At 61.5% G+C, this 18244-nt stretch carries 16 protein-coding genes; 7 read left to right on the top strand and 9 right to left on the bottom strand.

Annotation, left to right across the window (positions count from 1 at the left end; translation table 11 throughout):
• The first annotated feature begins 9 nt into the window (after positions 1–9).
• The 3 genes from ureG to AAGW05_RS16265 are packed head-to-tail and all read left to right on the top strand — an operon-like array spanning position 10 to position 2545.
• A complete protein-coding gene (ureG, locus tag AAGW05_RS16255; RefSeq protein WP_411805601.1) occupies positions 10–627 on the top strand; it encodes an urease accessory protein UreG in 618 nt (205 codons plus the stop codon).
• Entirely contained in the window at positions 624–1487 is an 864-nt protein-coding gene (locus tag AAGW05_RS16260) for an urease accessory protein UreD (RefSeq protein ID WP_411805602.1), read from the top strand. The genes ureG and AAGW05_RS16260 overlap by 4 nt, the downstream gene beginning before the upstream one ends.
• Positions 1487–2545 (top strand): HoxN/HupN/NixA family nickel/cobalt transporter, encoded by a 1059-nt coding sequence (locus tag AAGW05_RS16265; RefSeq protein WP_411805603.1) that lies wholly within the window; start codon positions 1487–1489, stop codon positions 2543–2545. The genes AAGW05_RS16260 and AAGW05_RS16265 overlap by 1 nt, the downstream gene beginning before the upstream one ends.
• A 659-nt stretch (positions 2546–3204) precedes the next feature.
• Here the strand turns inward: AAGW05_RS16265 and AAGW05_RS16270 are convergent.
• The 4 genes from AAGW05_RS16270 to AAGW05_RS16285 form a co-directional block, all read right to left on the bottom strand.
• Positions 3205–6171, bottom strand: coding sequence for a Tn3 family transposase (locus AAGW05_RS16270; RefSeq protein WP_411805604.1), 2967 nt, complete (start codon positions 6169–6171; stop codon positions 3205–3207).
• Positions 6172–6250: 79 nt separating this feature from the next.
• Positions 6251–6823, bottom strand: coding sequence for a recombinase family protein (locus AAGW05_RS16275; RefSeq protein ID WP_411805605.1), 573 nt, complete (start codon positions 6821–6823; stop codon positions 6251–6253).
• Positions 6824–7591: 768 nt separating this feature from the next.
• Positions 7592–10891: an RHS repeat domain-containing protein gene (locus AAGW05_RS16280; protein ID WP_411805606.1), complete on the bottom strand. Its 3300-nt coding sequence runs from the start codon at positions 10889–10891 to the stop codon at positions 7592–7594.
• A gap of 297 nt (positions 10892–11188) precedes the next feature.
• Entirely contained in the window at positions 11189–12343 is a 1155-nt protein-coding gene (locus AAGW05_RS16285; protein ID WP_411805607.1) for a hypothetical protein, read from the bottom strand.
• 276 nt (positions 12344–12619) lie between these two features.
• Here AAGW05_RS16285 and AAGW05_RS16290 point away from each other — a divergent pair, with 276 nt between their 5' ends.
• Together AAGW05_RS16290 and AAGW05_RS16295 are read left to right on the top strand one after the other, a co-directional pair.
• Positions 12620–12778 carry a hypothetical protein gene (locus AAGW05_RS16290; protein ID WP_411805608.1) on the top strand — a complete coding sequence of 53 codons (159 nt, stop codon included), beginning with the start codon at positions 12620–12622 and terminating at the stop codon, positions 12776–12778.
• Positions 12765–12980 (top strand): hypothetical protein, encoded by a 216-nt coding sequence (locus tag AAGW05_RS16295; RefSeq protein WP_411805609.1) that lies wholly within the window; start codon positions 12765–12767, stop codon positions 12978–12980. Before AAGW05_RS16290 ends, AAGW05_RS16295 begins: the two co-directional genes overlap by 14 nt.
• Positions 12981–13122: 142 nt before the next feature.
• On the opposite strand, the gene AAGW05_RS16300 is transcribed toward AAGW05_RS16295, so the two are convergent.
• The 4 genes from AAGW05_RS16300 to AAGW05_RS16315 all read right to left on the bottom strand — a co-directional run bounded on the left by AAGW05_RS16300 (position 13123) and on the right by AAGW05_RS16315 (position 15723).
• A complete protein-coding gene (locus tag AAGW05_RS16300; RefSeq protein ID WP_411805610.1) occupies positions 13123–14100 on the bottom strand; it encodes a zinc-binding dehydrogenase in 978 nt (325 codons plus the stop codon).
• Positions 14101–14185: 85 nt separating this feature from the next.
• On the bottom strand, positions 14186–14608 hold the full coding sequence (locus AAGW05_RS16305; protein WP_411805611.1) for an organic hydroperoxide resistance protein: 423 nt from the start codon (positions 14606–14608) through the stop codon (positions 14186–14188).
• Positions 14605–15099, bottom strand: coding sequence for a MarR family winged helix-turn-helix transcriptional regulator (locus AAGW05_RS16310; RefSeq protein WP_411805612.1), 495 nt, complete (start codon positions 15097–15099; stop codon positions 14605–14607). Before AAGW05_RS16310 ends, AAGW05_RS16305 begins: the two co-directional genes overlap by 4 nt.
• Before the next feature lie 51 nt (positions 15100–15150).
• On the bottom strand, positions 15151–15723 hold the full coding sequence (locus AAGW05_RS16315; RefSeq protein ID WP_411805613.1) for an MFS transporter: 573 nt from the start codon (positions 15721–15723) through the stop codon (positions 15151–15153).
• Between the two features lie 253 nt (positions 15724–15976).
• Here AAGW05_RS16315 and AAGW05_RS16320 point away from each other — a divergent pair, with 253 nt between their 5' ends.
• Both AAGW05_RS16320 and AAGW05_RS16325 read left to right on the top strand, forming a co-directional pair.
• Positions 15977–16375, top strand: a complete 399-nt coding sequence (locus tag AAGW05_RS16320) for a hypothetical protein (RefSeq protein ID WP_411805614.1) — start codon at positions 15977–15979, stop codon at positions 16373–16375.
• 144 nt (positions 16376–16519) lie between these two features.
• Positions 16520–16831, top strand: coding sequence for a hypothetical protein (locus tag AAGW05_RS16325; protein WP_411805615.1), 312 nt, complete (start codon positions 16520–16522; stop codon positions 16829–16831).
• Between the two features lie 542 nt (positions 16832–17373).
• Here the strand turns inward: AAGW05_RS16325 and AAGW05_RS16330 are convergent.
• The gene (locus AAGW05_RS16330) at positions 17374–17817 is read right to left on the bottom strand and encodes a glutaminase (protein ID WP_411805616.1); all 444 of its coding nucleotides are present in this window, start codon (positions 17815–17817) and stop codon (positions 17374–17376) included.
• Positions 17818–18244: the final 427 nt, after the last annotated feature.

Genomic DNA, 18244 nt, shown 5'->3' on the forward strand with positions numbered 1-18244 from the left:
AGGAGCACAATGAAACCGATCAAAATTGGCATCGGCGGACCGGTTGGCGCCGGCAAGACCCAGCTCGTGGAACGCCTCACGCGCGCCCTTGACGGGGAAGTGTCAAGCGCTGCCATCACCAACGACATCTACACCATTGAGGACGCCAAGATCCTGGCCGCGAACGGCGTGCTGCCGCTGGATCGGATCATCGGCATAGAAACCGGCGGCTGCCCGCACACGGCCATTCGCGAGGACACCTCGATGAACTCGGCCGCAGTGGCCGAGTTGGAGGCCCGCCACCCGGACCTGCAGCTGATCTTCATCGAGTCAGGCGGGGATAACTTGTCGGCAACGTTTAGTCCCGAATTGGTTGATTTCTCCATCTACATCATTGACGTGGCGCAGGGGGAAAAAATCCCGCGTAAAGCGGGGCAGGGCATGATCAAGTCCGACCTTTTCATCATCAACAAGACCGACCTTGCCCCCTATGTTGGTGCCGACTTGTCCGTCATGGAGGCTGACACCCTGGAATTCCGCGGCCACAAGCCGTACTGCTTCACCAACCTGAAGACCGACGACGGCTTGGACCAGGTCCTGAACTGGATCAGGCGCGACGTGCTCATGCTTGACCTGGAAACACGGTGACCGCAGCCGCGACCGTAGGGCGTCTCGCCGCACCTGATAAGTGGGCGGGCACGCTTTCCTTGGACATCGACCGCCGCGAAAGCCGTTCGATTGCGGTGCGCCAGTTCCACGACGGTGCGCTGCGGATCCTTCGGCCGCATTACCTCGATAACTCCGGGCAGGTTTGCTACGTGGTGATCAACCCGGGCGGGGCTTTCCTGGGCGGGGACAAGTACCTGATTGAGGTTTCCGTCGCCGACGGGGCCGACTTGTTGTTGACGACGCAGTCGGCGACGAAGGTTTACCGGACGCCCCGCGACAGGGCAGAGCAGCACATGCACGTTCGCTTGGAAGGCCGGGCCCGGCTGGAACTGTTGCCGGATCCCTTGATTGTCTACCGAGAAGCCAGCTACGGGCAGGTGACCTGCGTGGACATGGACCCCACGGCTTCGCTTGTCATGGCCGAGGTTGTGACTCCCGGATGGTCGCCCGACGGCAGGCTTTTCAGGTACGACGAGATCCGGATGCGCAACGAAATTTCCATCGGCGGCCGGCTGACGGTGCTGGATAATTTGCTGATCCGCCCCGGCACCGGTTCCCCCGTGGACAGCAGCTGCTTCATGCAGCACTACACCCACCTGGGCTCGCTGCTGGTGATGGACGGGCGGGTTGATGCAAGCCTCATTGATGAGCTCCACGCACTGCTGGCACCCATCGACCCTCAAGGCCAGCTGGGAATAACCCTGCTTGAGGGGCCCGGCCTTGCCCTGCGTGCGTTGTCGCACGCGACCGAACCATTGAACAGCATGCTGGCGACCGCCGTGGACCACCTGCGTCTGCGCTGGTACGGTCAGGAAGCACTGAACTTAAGGAAGTACTGATGTCGGCCACTGCCCGCCTTGGATATCTGGAACGCGAAAAGCTCCCGGTCGCCAGAAGGATGGGTGTGACATTTTCGGCTGTGGCCGCACTGCACATCATTGTGGCCGGACTGCTGGCCTATTCGCTGCTGCACGACGTCCACCCGTTGGCCATTGGCCTGGTGATCACCGCGTATCTCGCAGGCGTGAAGCACAGCTACGACTGGGACCACATCGCCGCCATCGACAACTCCAGCCGCAAGTTTGCCGCCCAGGGCAGGGCTCCTGTCAGTGTGGGCTTTGCGTTCAGCATGGGCCACAGTTCCGTTGTCATGCTGGCTGGGGTCCTTGTGGTCAGCGGGGCAGGGATCATGGGAACCGTGCTGCAGGAAGGGTCAGTTGCAAACATGGTGCTGTCACTCTTCGGTGCCAGCGTATCGGCGCTGTTCCTGCTTGCCATCGGCTTGTTCAATGGCTCGGCGTTCCTGAAAGCAAATGTGTTGTTCCGCCGGGTGCGCGGGGGAGGGGCGGTGGACGATGACGAACTGGCCCCCACAGGCATGGTCGCCCGGCTCATGGACAAGCCGTTGTCACGGGTGAAGCGGCCGAGGGACATTTACGTGTTGGGATTCCTCTTTGGGTTGGGCTTTGACACTGCCTCCACGATTGCGTTCCTGCTGCTGACGGCATCGGCCGCCTTGGCTGGGATCTCCATCGCAGCCCTGCTAGCGCTGCCGCTGGCGTTCACAGCTGCCATGACTTTGTGCGACACCGCCAACGGCATGGCCATGATGAAGATGTACAGATCGGCCGTGATGAATCCGGCCAGGCGCATCGGATTCAACATGGTTGTCACCGGGTTGTCGGCAACGTCAGCGTTGTTCATCTCGCTGCTGACTATCGCCACAATCCTGCACGATGTCCTTGGTCTGACCGATCCCGTCACCAGCTGGCTGGCTAACCTTGACCTCGGCCACGCTGGGCTGATCCTGGTCGGGCTGTTCTTGACGATGTGGGGGATTGCGGCGCTGGGCTGGCGCCGCCGTCGTTTGTCCCAGCCTGGCAATCTCATGGCCTGATGTGCCTGGCGATAGCAACTGTGCGCCACTTTTCCTTGACATGGGCGGCGATGGGAGTAGATTTCGCACTGGAGCCGAAAGCGTGAGGGAAATCCATAAGGGAGGTTCACATGTCCATCATGATGTTGTCAGTCTGCGGTCAGCTACCGTTTGGAATCTCCGCTATCGATGCTCCAGTCACCCCGACGCCTTGTAGACGCTGGGTGGTCTCATTGCCTTAGGAATCGTTGCAATCCTGGTCGTGGTTGTGTCGATCGTTATCATGCTGACTCGTACCACCCCCAGGCGCGTGACGGAAAGATACTGCCCTTCGCAGTGGATTGATCGGCGGAGTCACTGCCTCAGTTGGTGCGGCGATTGCCTTCTACTTCTCCGCCAAGGCCACCGGAGTTAAGGACACAGTGCCGAACCTTGCTGGAATGCGGATGGAAGAGGGCAAGTCACCCTTGGGAACCACCGCGTTTAAGCTTATTCCGTCTCCGCTCGTGGCAAATCCTGACGCTGGGCAGTGTGCCACGGTCGTACCCTCTGCGACTGACGTGGTGAAGCATCAGAGCCAGCTGGCCAATCCAGTCAGCCCGACCGGCTCTCCGGTCACGGTGTTTTTTGGAGACCAGTGACTTATTGGGGTGGCTTGTGAAAAAGTGAAATATCCGACGCTAAGGTTTTGTTGAGCGTCGTAGGGGCCTGTATTTGCCGGGTTTGATGTGGTTGGTGCGTGGCCAGGTGTAGTCGCCGGTGAGGTTGATGTGTTCCCATCCCAGGGGTGAGAGGAACCGCAGCAGGTCAGGGTCCGGGGCGTTGCCCTCCTGATTCAAGGTGGTGATGGTGCGGTCAAGGTAGACGGTGTTCCAGAGAACGATAGCCGCGGTGAGGAGGTTCAGCCCCGAGGCCCGGTAACGCTGCTGCTCGAAGGAGCGATCGCGGATCTCTCCAAGCCGGTTGAAGAAAACGGCCCGGGCCAGGGTGTTCCGGGCTTCTCCCTTGTTCAGCCCGGCTGTGACCTTACGGCGCAGGTCGGGATCTTGGAGCCAATCCAGCAGGAAGAGAGTTCGTTCCAATTTGCCCAGTTCCCGCAGGGCGGTGGCGAGGCCGTTTTGGCGTGGATAGGCGCCAAGTTTGCGCATCATTAACGATGCGGTCACGGTGCCGGTTTTGATGGATGTGGCCAGGCGGAGGATTTCATCCCAGTGCGCGGCGATGGTTTTGGTGTTGATGGTGCCGCCGATCAGCGGCGCCAAGGTGGCAAGGTCTGGATCGTTGGTGGGGGTGTAGAGGCGGGTATCGCCGATGTTGCGGATCCGGGGTGCGAACCGGTAGCCGAGCAGGTGCATCAGCGCGAAGAGATGGTCGGTGAACCCTGCGGTGTCGGTGTAATGCTCTTGGATCGCCAGGTCGGACTCGTGATACAGCAGCCCGTCCAAGACGTAGGTCGCGTCGCGGTCACCGACATTGATGAGTTTGCTGTGGAAGGGTGAGTATTTGTCTGAGACGTGCGTGTAGATCATCCGTCCGGGCTCGGCCCCGTATTTCGGGTTCACATGGCCGGTGGATTCGGCATGGCTGCCGGCGCGGAAGCGTTGCCCGTCCGAGGAAGAGGTGGTGCCGTCGCCCCAGTGCGCTGCGAAGGAGTGTGCGTGCTGGGTATTGACCAGCTCGGCCAGGGCGGCGCTGTAGGTTTCATCCCGGATATGGGAAGCCTGCTGGCGGTCCAATTGGGCGTAGGTGACGCCGGTGCATGATTCGGACATCTTCGTCAATCCCAGGTTGATTCCGTCGGCCAGGATGGCGGTGAGCAGGAGCTGCTTGTCCTTGGAGGGTTGGCCGGATTTGAGGTTGGTGAAGTGGCGTGTGAATCCGGTCCAGCCATCGACTTCCATCAGCAGGTCGGTGATCCGGATTCGCGGGAACATGGCGCTGGCCTGGTCGATCAAGGGTTGCGCGTGTTGTGGCACGATCGTCTCGAGCGGGGTGATCTTCACGCCGTTTTCCGTGATCAGCACCCCGGGCAGTTCATCGCGGGAGGCCAGGGCGTTGACTTGGTGCAGCCGTTCGCTGAGCAGGGCAAGACGGTCCTTGAGATATTCTTCGCCGCCATTGGCTGTGACCAGGGGCAGTTCCCCAGCGTTCTTCATGAGCGTGTAGTCGGAGCCTGCTAGCAGGTAGTCATCGAAGTCGCGGAATTGCCGGGAACCGGTGACCCACATGTCTCCGGACCGAAGCGCGTTCTTGAGTTCCGCCAGGGCGCAGAACTCGTAGAATCCCCGGTCTGTGCCGTTCTCGGTGAACACCAGCGGCTTCCAGCGGGGCCGGATGAACGACGTGGGTGCATCTTCGGGGACCTTTCGGGCACCTGTGGTATTCAAGGTGCAGATGACCTTGATGGCGGCCAGCAGGTCTTGCGCCGCTGGGGCTGCCTCGAGGTCAAGGACGGCAAGAAATGCCGGGGTGTAGCGACGGATCGTGGTGAAGTGGGCACTGACGAGGGCGAGATGGTCTTCGAGGGCGGGTCGGGTCAGTTCCTTGGCTTGGGCGATGCTTTCGGCCAAGGTTTCCCAGCCGATGGTTGTGTCGATCGCGGCGAAGGGATCCTCACCGTTTTCCTTGGCTGCCATCAGGGCATCGCCGAGCTTGGAGTGCAGGCGCATCATGGCCGCGACGGTGGTGCGGGAGGCCAGGGTGTTCCGGTTTTGCTTGTTCTGGGCGGTGCGAATAATCCGGCCAATGATTCGGTCGTGGAGATCAATGATTTCATCGGTGACCGTTGCCATGCTTTCCACGGACATGGCGAAGAGGGTTGCGTACCGGCGTCCAGGTTCAAACTTGGCCAAGTCGGCTGCCGTCATGGAGGCGCCCTCGCGGGCCAGTTTCAATAGCCTGTTGCGGTGCACCAGTTTGCTCGCGTCCCAGGGAAGGCCCAAGGCACGCCAGGCAGTGAGCCGGGTGATGTGCTCATTCATGGCCCGTGCGTTCGGTCGCAGTGGTGCCTGCCGCAGCCAGCCGATTTGGGTCAAAGAACTGTCGGGGCGGCGAAGCAACAAGCCATCTAGACGGCCTCGGTGTTCGGGTGAGAGGTGATCGCACAACGTGGTGTGGATTCGCCGGTTCGCCCGGGTCAGGGCCTGCGCGCAGGCCCTTTCAATGATCCCGATTCCGGGCGAGGCGACCTTCCTTGATTGCAGGAAGTCCCGCGCTGCTTCGACCAAGACAAGGCCCTTGTCCGTTTGCGCGGCAACCTCACCGACATGCTCCACGAGCTGGCGAAAATCCGTGATGCCGAACGCGGTCATGCCCAGATACGCACGAATCACCCGTCCGTGTTCCTGCCGAGTTTCCCCACGTGTCCCATATTCATCCCAGGCTTCTGCCGGGATGGCCAGGTGGGCCGCGACCCAGTCGATCATTGCAGTGGGCACTTCGGTGTCCTCGGCCAGCGCGATACCCGGGTGCCGCAACAGACACAGGTGGATGGCAAAGCCCAGCCTGTTGGCATCTCCGCGGTGTTGTCGAATCAACGACATGTCCGTTTCGCTCAGTGTGTAGTGGGCAGCCAGGTCCTCGGTGCCGATGGGGATTTCAAGGACTTGGCCGCGTTCGGCAGTCGTGAGCAAGGAACGAAGGGCCACAGTCAGAAGTCCTTGTTAGTTGGAAGGCCGCGATCTATGGACTTGTCCTGGTACGGCTGCGGAGCACCATGCCTGCGAATCATGGTTTGGCCAGGTGCCGGTAGATGGTGGGACGGCTGACGCCAAATTCCTGGGCGATGTGCTCGACGGTATGGGCACGTTTCCCGTCGGCATCTTTTTCCTCATACATTTCTCTTGCCAGCTTGACCTGGCGGGGACCGAGCTTTGGTTTCTGCCCACCAGTCCGCCCACGTGCCCGCGCGGCGGCCAGCCCGTCACGGGTCCGTTCGGACATCAACGCGTGTTCGAACTCGGCGATTGAACCGATGATCTGAAAAAACATCCGCCCGGCGGGTGTGGACGTATCGACGCCCTGGTCCAGGACCACCAGGTCCACGCCGCGCTCCTGCAGCAACTTGGACAGGTCGATGAGGTTTTCCAGCGACCGCCCGAGCCGGTCCAGCTTGGTGACAACGAGCTGATCGCCGGATCGGTTGGCCGAGAGCAGTGCCTTGTCGAGTTCAGGCCTGCGGGCGAGTTTCCCCGAGGCGGTGTCGAGGAAGACCTGCTCGCAGCCGGCCGCGCGCAGGGCATCGTGTTGGGCCTCGGGGTGCTGATCGCGTGTTGAGACACGCCCATATCCGATTCGCATGCCAAAAATGTATCACCAACCCGGTTGAGCGTTACATTGCCGCGTACATGGCAAGCGTTACAAAATCCCCCGCAGGAATCCGCGGGCCAACAAACCGGAGAAGGAGTGTCTCACGAACGATCGTTACCGGACGCCATGTCGGCTTAGCGTGGGATATTTGACGAATTCACCCACCCCTTCAGGGCTTACGTGCTCCCGACACATTCGGGAGCACGTAAGCCCTGAAGATCAGCATGAAGATTTCCGCCTGCCTACGCACCCTGAACGGCGCCGAAACATTCGTCCGGCAACGTTCCCACCACTCGACCGCCCGCAAACAAGGTCAGCAGTCAGCCTCCGTCGCCTTGCGCACACTCCAAAGATGGCTTCCTTAGATACCTGCCACCACCGTCTAAACGTAGAGAGTAGCGAATGGGCGGCTGCGCCGCGCCAGTGGGTGTCGAAAATTTGTGCGTTTCCGTGGTGCCGTGAGCCCTTGTCCGCGGGGGTTGCGGGGGTGATGATGGTGGTGTCTGTGATCGTCGACGCCGGTGTAACTGTGATGCCTTTGAGCTTGTAGAGTAGTTACGTATTTTTCACCAAGCTAACGACGAACGCGGCGACGATGAACGCACCACCTATCAGCGTGAGAGCTAGCCACTTTCGTCGTGCAGGAGTGAAAGGTTGTCCTTTTTGCCGCTGGTGCGTGCCCGCGTAGACGGTTCCAGGTATTCCAAGGATCACGCCGATGATTACTAAAATTATGATGAGTTGCATGTCCTTCTCCGATCAGCAAGCGAATAAGGCTTCAACACCGTACACCAAGCCGAGTGCTCCTGAAGCTATTGAAACTCCAGTCAAGAAGGCTCCTGCTGGAGCTCCCAAAATCGTTCCAGTTGCAAATATTGCTCCTACACCAGTTGCAAGTGAAACTGCACCAAGTCCCAGTGATGCATCAGTAAGGAGGGAGCACTGACTGATAAGCCCTGTGGGGTCCGAGAGGTTGAGGGGGTTGTTGTTGGCGTAGGTGTAGCGGTTGGCGTTGGCTGGGTTCAGGGGTGTGTCGAGGGTGTCTTGTTGGGTGAAGCGGCCGGTGGTGGGGTTGTAGTAGCGGGCCCCGTATTTGACCCAGCCGGTGGTGCGGTCTTGGGTGCCTTGTTTGAACAGGTACGGGTTTTGAGGCACGCCGTTGCCTCCTGCTGTTTGGGTCAGGGTCGGGGCACCGTAGGGGTCGTAAGTGTAGGTGAAGCCGGGGTAGCCGGCGGTGGTGATGACCCCGACCGGGTTGCCGGTGCCGTCGTTGACGTACAACGATTGCAGCCCGGAGCTGGTGCGGAGCATGAGTGGTTCACCGGTGACGGGGTCGTGTTCGATGTAGGCGGTGTTCGCGTTTTCGTGGACTTGTTCAATGATGGGCTGGCCCTGGGTATCGGTGCGCCCGTAGGTGTAGGAGTAAGTCGCGGTGGGGGTGGTTTGGGCCAGGAGCTCGTTTTGGGAGGCACCGGCGTAGCTGTAGGTGTAGGTGGTGCCACCCTTGGTGGTGGTGGCGAGTTGGGAGGCCCCGGTGTAGGTGTAGGTCCCGTTGGGGTCTTTGGTGAGGTTTCCTGTGCCGTCGTAGCTGTAGCCGGTGGTGGTGATTTGGTTGGCGGCGTTGGCGGTGAAGGTTTGGTTGGTGGTGGTGGCTCCGGTCGTGGCGGCGGTGAGCCGGTTCCCGCGCACATCGTAGGTATAGGAGTAGGTGATGGCCGGGGTGGTGCCGCCGGTGGTCGCGGCCTTCGTCAACCGGTTCGCCCCGTCATAGGTGTAGGCGGTGGCGGAGCCGGTGAGATTGTCCTTGGCCCATTGGATGTTCGCCCGATCCGCGCTGGCCGTGGTGGGACAGGTGGGTGGGGTGGAGCCGGCGGCGTGGCAGTAGCTGATGTCCAGGACGGTGGTGTTGGAGGTGTTTCCGGTGCCCTGTTGTGCAATGGTGCGCGAGACCCGTCCGGTGGTGTCGTAGTCGGTGTGGGTGTGGGCGGTCCAGGTGGTGTGGGCGGGGTTGGTTTGCAGCCAGGTATCGGTGCGCCGGCCCCGGTCGTCCGTGGCAAAGCCGAGGGTTCCGGCGTTCGGGACGCCGCCGAGGTTTTGCAGATACGTCAACGAGGTCGGGACCCCGGAGGTGTCGTAGGCGTAGCTGGTGGTCCCGCGGGTGTCGGTCGTGGAGGCCAGATTCGAGGCCAAATCATAGCCGTAGCCAATCGTGCCACCCCCGGCGGTGTTGGTCCGGGAAGTGAGTCTCCCCATCTGGTCATAGGCATAGGTGGTGGTCCCGGCCCCGTCGGTGCGGGTCAGGACCTGCCCGTTCTCGTTGTATGTGTAGGAGATGGCCGGGGTGCTGTCGGAGAAGCTGGTCCCGGCCAACCGGCCCACCCCGTCGTAGGAATACGTCAACGTCGTCCCGGCCCCGGTGGTCTGGGTGGCTAGCCGCCCCCACACGTCGTAGGTCCTGGATTGGGTGTTCAGGGAGGACCCGGTGACCGGGGTCACCGTAACCAGCTCGTGATTGCTGTTGTAGCCGTACAGGGTTTTGTTGCTCCCGTTCCCGGGCGCCAACGCGGTGGCTACCGTCCCGTCCGTGTTGTACGTCAGCGTCGCCGTCGCCGCCAGGGAATCGGCGGACGTGAGCGGGTTTCCGGTCCCATCGAAGGTGTACAAGGACGTGTCCCCGGCATCACTGGTCGAGGAGGTCGGCAAATACTTGGTCGAGGCAGCCGTGTTGCCGTAGGCGAACGAGTTGGCGGCCCCGCCCGGGGCGGTGGATTGGGTCAGGGATTGGCCGGTGTTGGCCCCGTAGGTGTTGGTGGTCGTTCCGGCGGTGGTGCCGGTGCCCTGGGTGGCGGTCAACGTGTCGAAGTCCGCAGTGTAGGTGCCGGAGCGGGCCCGGCCCATGGGGTCCGTTGCCGCGAGGACCCGGGCGGTGGTGGTCAGCGTGTACGTGGTGTGCGGGCCCGTCGCGACCGCCACGGATTGGTTCGTGTTCGGCCCGGCCAGCAGGGTTTGGGAACTGGTGGGGTAGGCCAGGCGGGTGATGGAATCCCCGGGGGAGCCGGCAGAACCATTGACTTGTTGGATCCGGGTGACCCGTCCGGTGCTGTCGTAGCTAAGGTTCGTGACCCCGCCGGCGGGGGAGGTGATGGTGGTGACCCGGTTGGCGGTGTATCCGAAGGTGGTGGTTTTCCCGGCCAGGTCCGTGAACCCGGCCAGATTCTGCGACCCGTCGCGGGCGAAGGAGACCGACCGTGATGAGGTGCCGGAGGTCTGGGAGATCGAAGCCAGCAAGCCGCTGCTGGAGTCATAGCCGAGGTTTGCAACCCTGGCCCCGGCCACACCCCGGGTGGAAGTCACGGTGCGGGGCCGCCCGGAGGTCCAGGTAATCGTGGTGGGGTTGTTGTTCCGGTCGGTGACCTTCGTGGCCTTCCCGTCCGTATCGAAGGTCACCACCGACGCACTCGTCCGCGACGTCAACGTCCAGCCCGTGGTGCCGGTCTTGACCAGATCGGCTTTGACCCCGGCCGGGGAGGTGTAGGCCGTCGTGGACCCGGTCACGGGGGTGAACAGGGCCGAGTACCCGTCACCGGAGGTAAACAACACCCCCGTCGATGTTTGCGAGAGGGACCCGGCGGAGCCCAGGGCCAGGGTCCAGCGTGGGGCCACCAACCCCGACGTGCCGGTATCGGCCGAAAGGGAATTGAAACTCATCCCCAACCCCACAGTGCCGCCAATCCCCGGCAACGACAACGCGCCCACGCTCAGGGAGAGGTTGCCGGTGCCGACATCGATCGAGCCGCTGACCTGGTCACTGACCGGGACCGGGAGCCGGGTTCCACCAGGGCGGGCACCCAACAACCCCAACGTGGACACATCACCCGTCGGCAACGCCGCAAACGAGGGGGCCGCAGCCCCCAAATCCACCGCGAACACCAGCCCCAACGTCACGGTGCCGGCAACGGACTTCCGCCCCACTGCACCCCACCGTGTGCGTGTAATCGTTGAATAGCTGTGCTCTTGACCGTCAACAGAATGCCGTCGGCGCGTAGTTTTCATAGACATCGTCGTCCCCCAAACCGAAGCGAATGTGATGGGCTATGTCTACTCCCGTCCACACCAGAAGGCAAGAGAATCGAATCAAGCTATTTTTTCGAAAACACCCTCCATCGCCCATTGACTTGACCACAAATACATGCAAATCACAGCCGTCCAGAGAAAATGCCGAGTCGCCATGAGTCACAAAAGCAAGTGCATTGAGAGCAACACCCGTCCCGCCCCTGCATCCAGCGATCCCTAAACGGAACAGACCGAGCCACAGCACCTTAGCGTCGGATATTCCACTTTTTCACAAGCCACCCCTTATTGCGGGCGGCGGGTCGTCGTTGCGGCATCCAAAACAGCGGGGTGGCCGCTCAGTGCAAAGGAAAGAATATTATCTGTGTTGGCAACCCTCCGGGCCACACTGTCCATGGTGCTGACGTCGCTGTTGAAACCGCTATGAGTTATCGCGTTGCTGCGCGAGGACAACGGTCCGGTGTTCGTGGGGGACCAGATGGCCTCGGCGTCCCCGGCACTGGGGGCTGTAGGAAACAATCTCGTCAAGACCGCGTCACTTTCGATGCATTGCTGCAGTCCCAAAATGTTGGCATTGCGCTCCGGCTCCAGTGCCCCGCGGATGAGATACAGCAGTGACTTTCGATAGACACCGAAGTAACTATCGTTGCGTTCGGCCGTCTCATTCATGGTGAACATTGCCGTTGACTTGATTCCGGCACCGATGAATGGTTCCAGTGTCCTGGCAAAAACATCTGTTCGAACTGCCGGGGCGAGCAGGCTGCACGTTTCGAATTCGACGACGCCCCGCTGAATCACCGTGGGGGCGAAGTGTGCATGAAAGACGGCTCCCGCGCTATGCCCCGCGGCGTGCAAGGAAACGGTACCCGGGTTGGCCTTAACATAGGACTTGAGTGCCGTGGCAACGTAGGCCGCCCCGCCCCCGGCCGCCGAGGAACGCTCAGCGTTGGTCTTCATTGCACCCCAAACTGCCGGTCCGCCAAGGTCCCGGACTGCCACTTCGATGGCCGCATCGGTGATGTCGGAGAACTTGAAGGCAGGAGCTGCTTCAGGCTGCAAAGAACCAGCGGCACGAACATGGTTGGCCACCAAATCGCCCACCGTGGACCATAAGTCCGTATGCCAGATGAAGAAGATTGGATAGATCCCGTTGCTGAGCCACCAAGGGATTTGCAGGCTGGCAACGGCCAATGCCGATGCCTCCGAAACCAGCCCTCCGTGGGCCCAGAACATAGCAGGCACAGGCTGCCCGCCCCGGGACTTGATGAACGCTGGAAGGTGTGTGCTGAAGATGGCGTCAACATCGGCGGCCGTTGTTTTGAGTTCAGCGGTGGTTGAAAATGCGCCGTCCTGCAGGTCCACCACATGGGGCCGCAGTGAATCCAGCGCAGCAGATGACAATCCGGACGAAGAACTCGGGGACGCAGTTCGTTTGGCCATGCCAGCGCTCCTTGCCTAGTGATGCTCCAACGATTCATGGTGCGTTTGGGGCAGCTTCAATGTCAAGGCGCCAGGTAAGACATTTTATGGCGGGACGACTATCTGAGACATTCTGAAGGCTGAACCCTAACCGGCATAACCCCCAACCTAGGCCCGAGACCGGACCAACAGCACAGACCAGAAGGACTGTTACAGACTTTCCCGCCGACGCTTCACCGCCGCTGAATTCACACCCAGGTCAACAAACCAGGACCGTTATCGCCGGATACCGTTCCAATGTTCGTCAAGGGCAGGGCAGGCCTGGCAACAGCAATGCTGGTCGCTGTCATTACCGGCCATCAGCGCCGCAAACTCGAGAGCTACGGTGACGTGCTCTTCCTTGTGGTTCGCTTTGCCCGCTATGACGACGCCCGGGAGGAGGATGAATTGGCTTAGTTCCATCTCCTTCTACGTCCCCGTGCTGCAGGGGCTTTCGACCGACAGGGAGCAGATCGAACGCCAGGTCTTCAGCGGCAATGCAGCCGCCGCGGAGCGCATTTACCGCCTCAGTCAGGAGGTCATCGATGTCCAGCACACTGTTTCCTCCATGACCGCAGTCCTCCGGGTTGGGCGGCCATCTTCTTCTCCCCGACGTTGATCTCGGCCATCTATGACATGAACTTTGATGTGAAGCCGGAACTCCCCTGGGCATTCGGCTACCCGATGGCTGTCGTCCGGTAAGCCGAAAAAGGAACCCCTCGGCAATCACCGTGAGGTTCCTTCGTCAGTAGTTCACATCGTTATGGGCGCAGCATGACCTTGCCTGCGCGACCCGGCTTGAAGTTCGCCTTGGCGGCTGTTCCTGCCTCCTCAAACGAGTAGCTAGCTTCCACCGGAAGCGTCAGCACGCCGCTGCTGATGTAGCCAACGAGTTCGCCCAGCAGCGCGCCACGCTTTGGGGCCGGCATGGACGCGCTGACCTGGCTTCCCCAGAACCCGCGGACCGTGGCCTGCTTGAAGATGACGTCACCCGATCCGATTTCCATGATGGGGGACTGCATGGCGCCGAAAACAACCAGCGTCGCATTCTCGGCGAGGAGCGAAAGAACCTCGCCACTGGCGCGGCCACCGACGGAATCAACGCCAGCGACAAGAGGAGCGTGGCCGGCGATGGCGCGTACTTTTGCGGCCCAACCGTCAGAGTCAGTGGCAACGATGTTGGTGATTCCCTGGGTGGCCAGCTCCTCGATTCCGGCACTTCGACGGACAAGCCCAACAACGTTGATCCCGCGTGCGACGGCGAGCTGGGCCAAGAGGCGCCCGACTGTACCGTTGGCAGCGTTCTGCACGAACCAGTCACCCTTATTCAAATTCAGGGAGTCCAGCAGGCTGATTGCACTGAAAGGCATGGAAATCAGTTGTGCGGCCTCCTCATCGGCGATGGCGTCGTCAAGGGGAATCAAGGCTGCAGCCTTGGCGATGAAGTACTCGGCCCACACTCCAAAAGTGCCGCCGGTGGCCACACGTTGGCCCACTTCCAGTTCCGTTACCCCATCTCCGACGGCGTCGATGATGCCGACGGCTTCGGAACCTGTGCGTGCCGGCAATTCAGGCTTGAAACCGTACGTGCCGCGAATCGTCAACAGATCATGGTTGTGGATGGGCGAAAGAAGCAGCCTGACCCGGGCTTCACCGGCTCCGGGATCCGGGACGGGGATGTTCTCCACGGTGAGGACTTCCGAGGGGTTTCCGAATTCGTTATGCATGAGGGCGCGCATGGTTCTCTCAATCGTGTTTTGTTGTGCGGTTTCCGGGGGAACCGCGGTACATGTGGATGATACTGAAGCGATGCTCGTGCCGGGCTTAGTCGTCGACGAGGGTGAGGGTGACCTCGATGTTGCCGCGGGTGGCGTTGGAATAGGGGCATACCTGGTGGGCGGCATCCACCAGGGCCTGGGCCTGGTCCCTGGCGATCTCGGGAATGGCAACCTCGAGTGTGACGGCGAGAATAAAGCCACCCTGGTCGTTGGGCAGCAGGCTTACGCGACTTCCTACCGACGTGTCCGCGATGGCGGCCTTGTGCTTGCGTGCCACCAGCTGCAGGGCGGAGTGAAAGCATGCTGCATATCCGGCGGCGAACAGCTCTTCCGGGTTGGCGCCATTTCCGGATCCACCCATTTCCTTCGGGATTGCCAGATCGAGCGCGACCATGCCGGAGGTTGTCCTTACATGGCCGTTGCGGCCCGCGCCGGTGGAGAGGGCTTCGGCAGTGTAAAGGGGAGTCATGAGTTGGGCCTTTCAACAGGATTGTCTCCGACGGCAGATGCACCGGAGAGCCGGTGGGTCAGATCGTGCAGAAGGGAGAGTGCAGCTTTTCCCTCGGTCTGCGTGAGTTGCGTGGCCTCGATCAGGCAGCCTTGAATGTGGGCGAGTTCGTCTTTCAGGGCAACGCCCGAGTCGGTCAGGGTGACGATGACGGCCCGTTCGTCGGTGGCGGAACGCTCCCGCGCAATATAGCCGCGGAGTTCCAGCCTCTTGATCAGCGGAGACGTCGTTCCCGAGTCCAGCATCAGGTGTTCGGCGACCTCCTTGACTGCCAGTGACCGGTGTGACCACAGCAGGACCAGGACCAAATACTGGGGATATGTCAGGCCCCAGGGCGCCAGGAGGGAGATGTAACGGCGGTTCGTTGCCCGCGCGGCTGCGTACAGCGCGAAGCACACCATCCGGTCCAGAGGATCGGGCCCGGCCTCCGTCAAATCTTTGCTCTCGCTCATGCCGACAGTCTTGCATGTCATTAGCTTGTGCGCAAGTCGCTTGTGCACAATCTATTTGCGTTTGGGATTCACCGCGGGTCTTCGGTGACGCCCCGCACAAGGCCACCGAACGCGGGAATGGAGATCAGCACGGAGGGAATGTTGAGCTTGGAACGGCTGCGTTTGCTGCCACGGGGAAGTAGACGCGTGCCCAGCACAAGTGCCACGGCGGTGCGAGGGAACAAGATCTAGGATGGTTATCATCACCAACGGCATCATGATGGCCGTGCCAGAAGCCTGGACAACGCAGGCCATGAGCAGGACCTCGACGCCCGGCGCGAGACCGGCAAGCAGCGTGCCCGCGGAGAACAGGCCCATCGCAAGGATGAACACAGTCCGGAGGGGGAACCGGGTCAGCAGATAGCCGGTGGCAGGGATGACAACCGACATCGTGAGCATGAACGCCGTTGCCAGGCGCTGGATGGCGGGTGGGGAAACCTGGAACTGCTCCATGCGGCGCGGCAGGGCCACGTTTATGATGGTTTCGTTCAGGATCACCGCGAACGTCGACACCAGCAAGGCGGTATTGGTGGTGCGGTCCCGTGCGGAGAGCCTGTCGGCTGCGTTGCGGGTGGAGCTAGACATAGGAGGGTCCTGAATCGTGGAGGATCAAAAAGTCTGTGGAGCCGCACTGTTGCACGGCACAACTAGTGTCGGGGGCATGCGGCCAACCCTGAAGGGAAAACCGATGGTTGCCCCGCGGCTGCACTGCTGGTTGCGCCGGGCGTACCGAATCCGTGGCCGCTGTTCATTGCCGCAGCATTCATCGGGATGGCTGACGCCGTCGGCCTGTCGACACCGGCGGATTCCGGCAGCCGGTACGTGCAAGTATTGCCTTATGAAACCACAGACTCTCAATGCCTTGGCGTTGGCCACCCTGCTGGGCGCCAGTGCCGCGAACCACCTCCGGAACCCCAGGTTCTACTACCCGGTTGTACCGCCGTCGTTGTGCAGCGACAAGGGCGGAAGATTTGGGCTGATGACACGAAACCAATGGGTGCTCGCCTCGGCCGTGCCTGAAGTATTGGGCGCCGTGGGGTTGTTAATCCCGGGCACGCGCAAGGCCGCCGCCACCGCCACCACATTGATGTTTGCGGGATTCACTGCAGGGCACCTGTCAGCACTTAAACGTGCGTGGGGTCCCGAAGGAACGCCGCAGGCACGGCGCGTCCATGCACTGCGGCTTCCCCTTCAGGCGCCCCTTGTTGCCTGGGCATGGAGCGCACGCCGGCAGTAAGGACCCTGCCAATTGAACACCGAAACAATTGAACACCGAGCCGCAACCGGGCAGGACTACATTGAACTGGATCACCACGTAGCCCATCCCGGCCGGCTTCCGGCCAAGGCGAGGGTCTAGGGCAACAAAGACCCCCAGCTGCTGATGGCCAAATCCCAACCATCCGGTGTCCGCCTGGCCTTCAGGACAGACGCCACCGGGATCGAGCTGGACACCTTGCGCTCACGGGTCACCTCTTCAGGCGCCCCGGTACGTCCCGACGGTGTGATGGAGCTCGTGGTCAAGGGTGAGTTCCTCGGCAGTGCCGTCACCAGCGGCGGCAACACCACAACCATCGGCATGGCCACCGGAGTTCCCAGCCAGCAAATCGGGCCTGCCTGCACCAGCAGCCTCACGGACCTCCCCGCGGGGGTGAAGGACACTGAAATCTGGCTGCCGCACAATGAGGTGACCTAGCTGGTAGCCCTGCGCACCAACGCACCGGTGGACGCCGCTACCTCGGGCACCCGGCGTCGGTGGCTGCATCACGGCAGTTCCATCAGCCACAGTTCCAACGCAACGCGTCCGACGGCGATTTGGCCGGCTGTCGCTGCCCAGCTCGGCGGGTCGACCTAACCAACCTGGGCGTCAGCGGAAGTGCGCTGCTTGCCCCCCTCCACGGCGCGGGTAATCCGCGACACCCCGGCGGAAGCGATCAGCATCAAAACGTGCATCAACGTGGTGAACCGTGACCTCATGCGGCTGCGTACCTTTGGCCCTGCCGTCCACGGTTTTTTGACACTATCCGCGAGGGCCACCCGGACACGCCGCTGCGCATCATTCGTGCCGAACTGGACCGCATTGTTGCCGAGCGGGCAACTGAGTATCCAAACATCCACTACCTGGACGGGCCCGAACTCTACGGTTCCCCGGACGCCGTCGGGCATCCCCTGCCGGAGGCCCTGCACCCCGACGGCGAAACCCACCGGATGATGGGGGAGCGGTTCGCACAGATTGCCTTAGGTCCTGGAGGGTCCCTGGCTGCGCCTACGGCCCAGTCTGTTGGGGTAAATACCTGGGAGGCAAAGATGTTCAGGCCCAGGACGCGGGAGAGGTAGGCCGCTGCCCGCTGACGCTGTTTCCGGCGGGTTCAAGGCGCCAATTCCGGCCTTACCGGGTGCGATCGTAATGAGGATGTCGGCCGAAACCACACGGATCCCCGTTATCGGGTTCACGCCGCCGTCGGCCAGGGTTGCCCGCATGATGGCAAGGACGCGTGCACTCACCGGAAGGGAGCACTGTTTGGTGTAGACATCCACGACCTCAACCGGGGCCCGCTTGATCCGCCCGTAGCTCTCAAGCAATCCCGTGATCGCCCGGTTTCGCTTGTTGGATGCCTTCTGGATGGAATACACCTCGTCAGCGTCGCCGGCCACGTGCAATTCGCCGTCGACTTCGGCCACGCAAAGCCCAAACAGCCAGGTATCAGCCTAGCCAGAACGGGAATGTAGTTGGCACAGCGTCGTCCCGGCACGGCTGATTCCGCTCGTGGGCGGCGACGACCATGGCATTCACCTGCACCCAGCCTGGAAGCGTGCCGGTGGAAACCCGCTGTTCCACTCCATAGACGTTTACACGGGGGGCACCACAGAATACGGACAAAATCGTACGCTCAGGGCAAGTTGAATTAGGTGGTCACTGGACTCGAGCTTGCCAATGGAAGCCACCCGGAGCCTGTCCGTATCGGGAACCTTGAGTGGGCCGAAATGCGGATATTTATCTATGGAGCATTGTGTGCACCTTCAAGCGACGTGGCAAGTGCCTGCTCTGGAAGGAGCCCTAAGGTATACATTCACACTTTTCAGGAACCATATCACTCGCGGTTAAGTT

The organism is Arthrobacter sp. LAPM80, from assembly GCF_046736435.1.
Classification (GTDB): domain Bacteria; phylum Actinomycetota; class Actinomycetes; order Actinomycetales; family Micrococcaceae; genus Specibacter.

Excerpts from the sequence above, each read along its gene's own strand:
- AAGW05_RS16320 (WP_411805614.1), top strand. The coding sequence starts at position 15,977 with ATGAAACCACAGACTCTCAATGCCTTGGCGTTGGCCACCCTGCTGGGC.
- AAGW05_RS16325 (WP_411805615.1), top strand. The coding sequence starts at position 16,520 with ATGGCCAAATCCCAACCATCCGGTGTCCGCCTGGCCTTCAGGACAGAC.
- AAGW05_RS16265 (WP_411805603.1), top strand. The coding sequence starts at position 1,487 with ATGTCGGCCACTGCCCGCCTTGGATATCTGGAACGCGAAAAGCTCCCG.
- AAGW05_RS16300 (WP_411805610.1), bottom strand. The coding sequence starts at position 14,100 with ATGCGCGCCCTCATGCATAACGAATTCGGAAACCCCTCGGAAGTCCTC.
- AAGW05_RS16315 (WP_411805613.1), bottom strand. The coding sequence starts at position 15,723 with ATGTCTAGCTCCACCCGCAACGCAGCCGACAGGCTCTCCGCACGGGAC.
- AAGW05_RS16310 (WP_411805612.1), bottom strand. The coding sequence starts at position 15,099 with ATGAGCGAGAGCAAAGATTTGACGGAGGCCGGGCCCGATCCTCTGGAC.
- AAGW05_RS16290 (WP_411805608.1), top strand. The coding sequence starts at position 12,620 with ATGTTCGTCAAGGGCAGGGCAGGCCTGGCAACAGCAATGCTGGTCGCT.
- AAGW05_RS16305 (WP_411805611.1), bottom strand. The coding sequence starts at position 14,608 with ATGACTCCCCTTTACACTGCCGAAGCCCTCTCCACCGGCGCGGGCCGC.
- AAGW05_RS16275 (WP_411805605.1), bottom strand. The coding sequence starts at position 6,823 with ATGCGAATCGGATATGGGCGTGTCTCAACACGCGATCAGCACCCCGAG.
- ureG (WP_411805601.1), top strand. The coding sequence starts at position 10 with ATGAAACCGATCAAAATTGGCATCGGCGGACCGGTTGGCGCCGGCAAG.
- AAGW05_RS16280 (WP_411805606.1), bottom strand. The coding sequence starts at position 10,891 with ATGTCTATGAAAACTACGCGCCGACGGCATTCTGTTGACGGTCAAGAG.
- AAGW05_RS16295 (WP_411805609.1), top strand. The coding sequence starts at position 12,765 with ATGAATTGGCTTAGTTCCATCTCCTTCTACGTCCCCGTGCTGCAGGGG.
- AAGW05_RS16285 (WP_411805607.1), bottom strand. The coding sequence starts at position 12,343 with ATGGCCAAACGAACTGCGTCCCCGAGTTCTTCGTCCGGATTGTCATCT.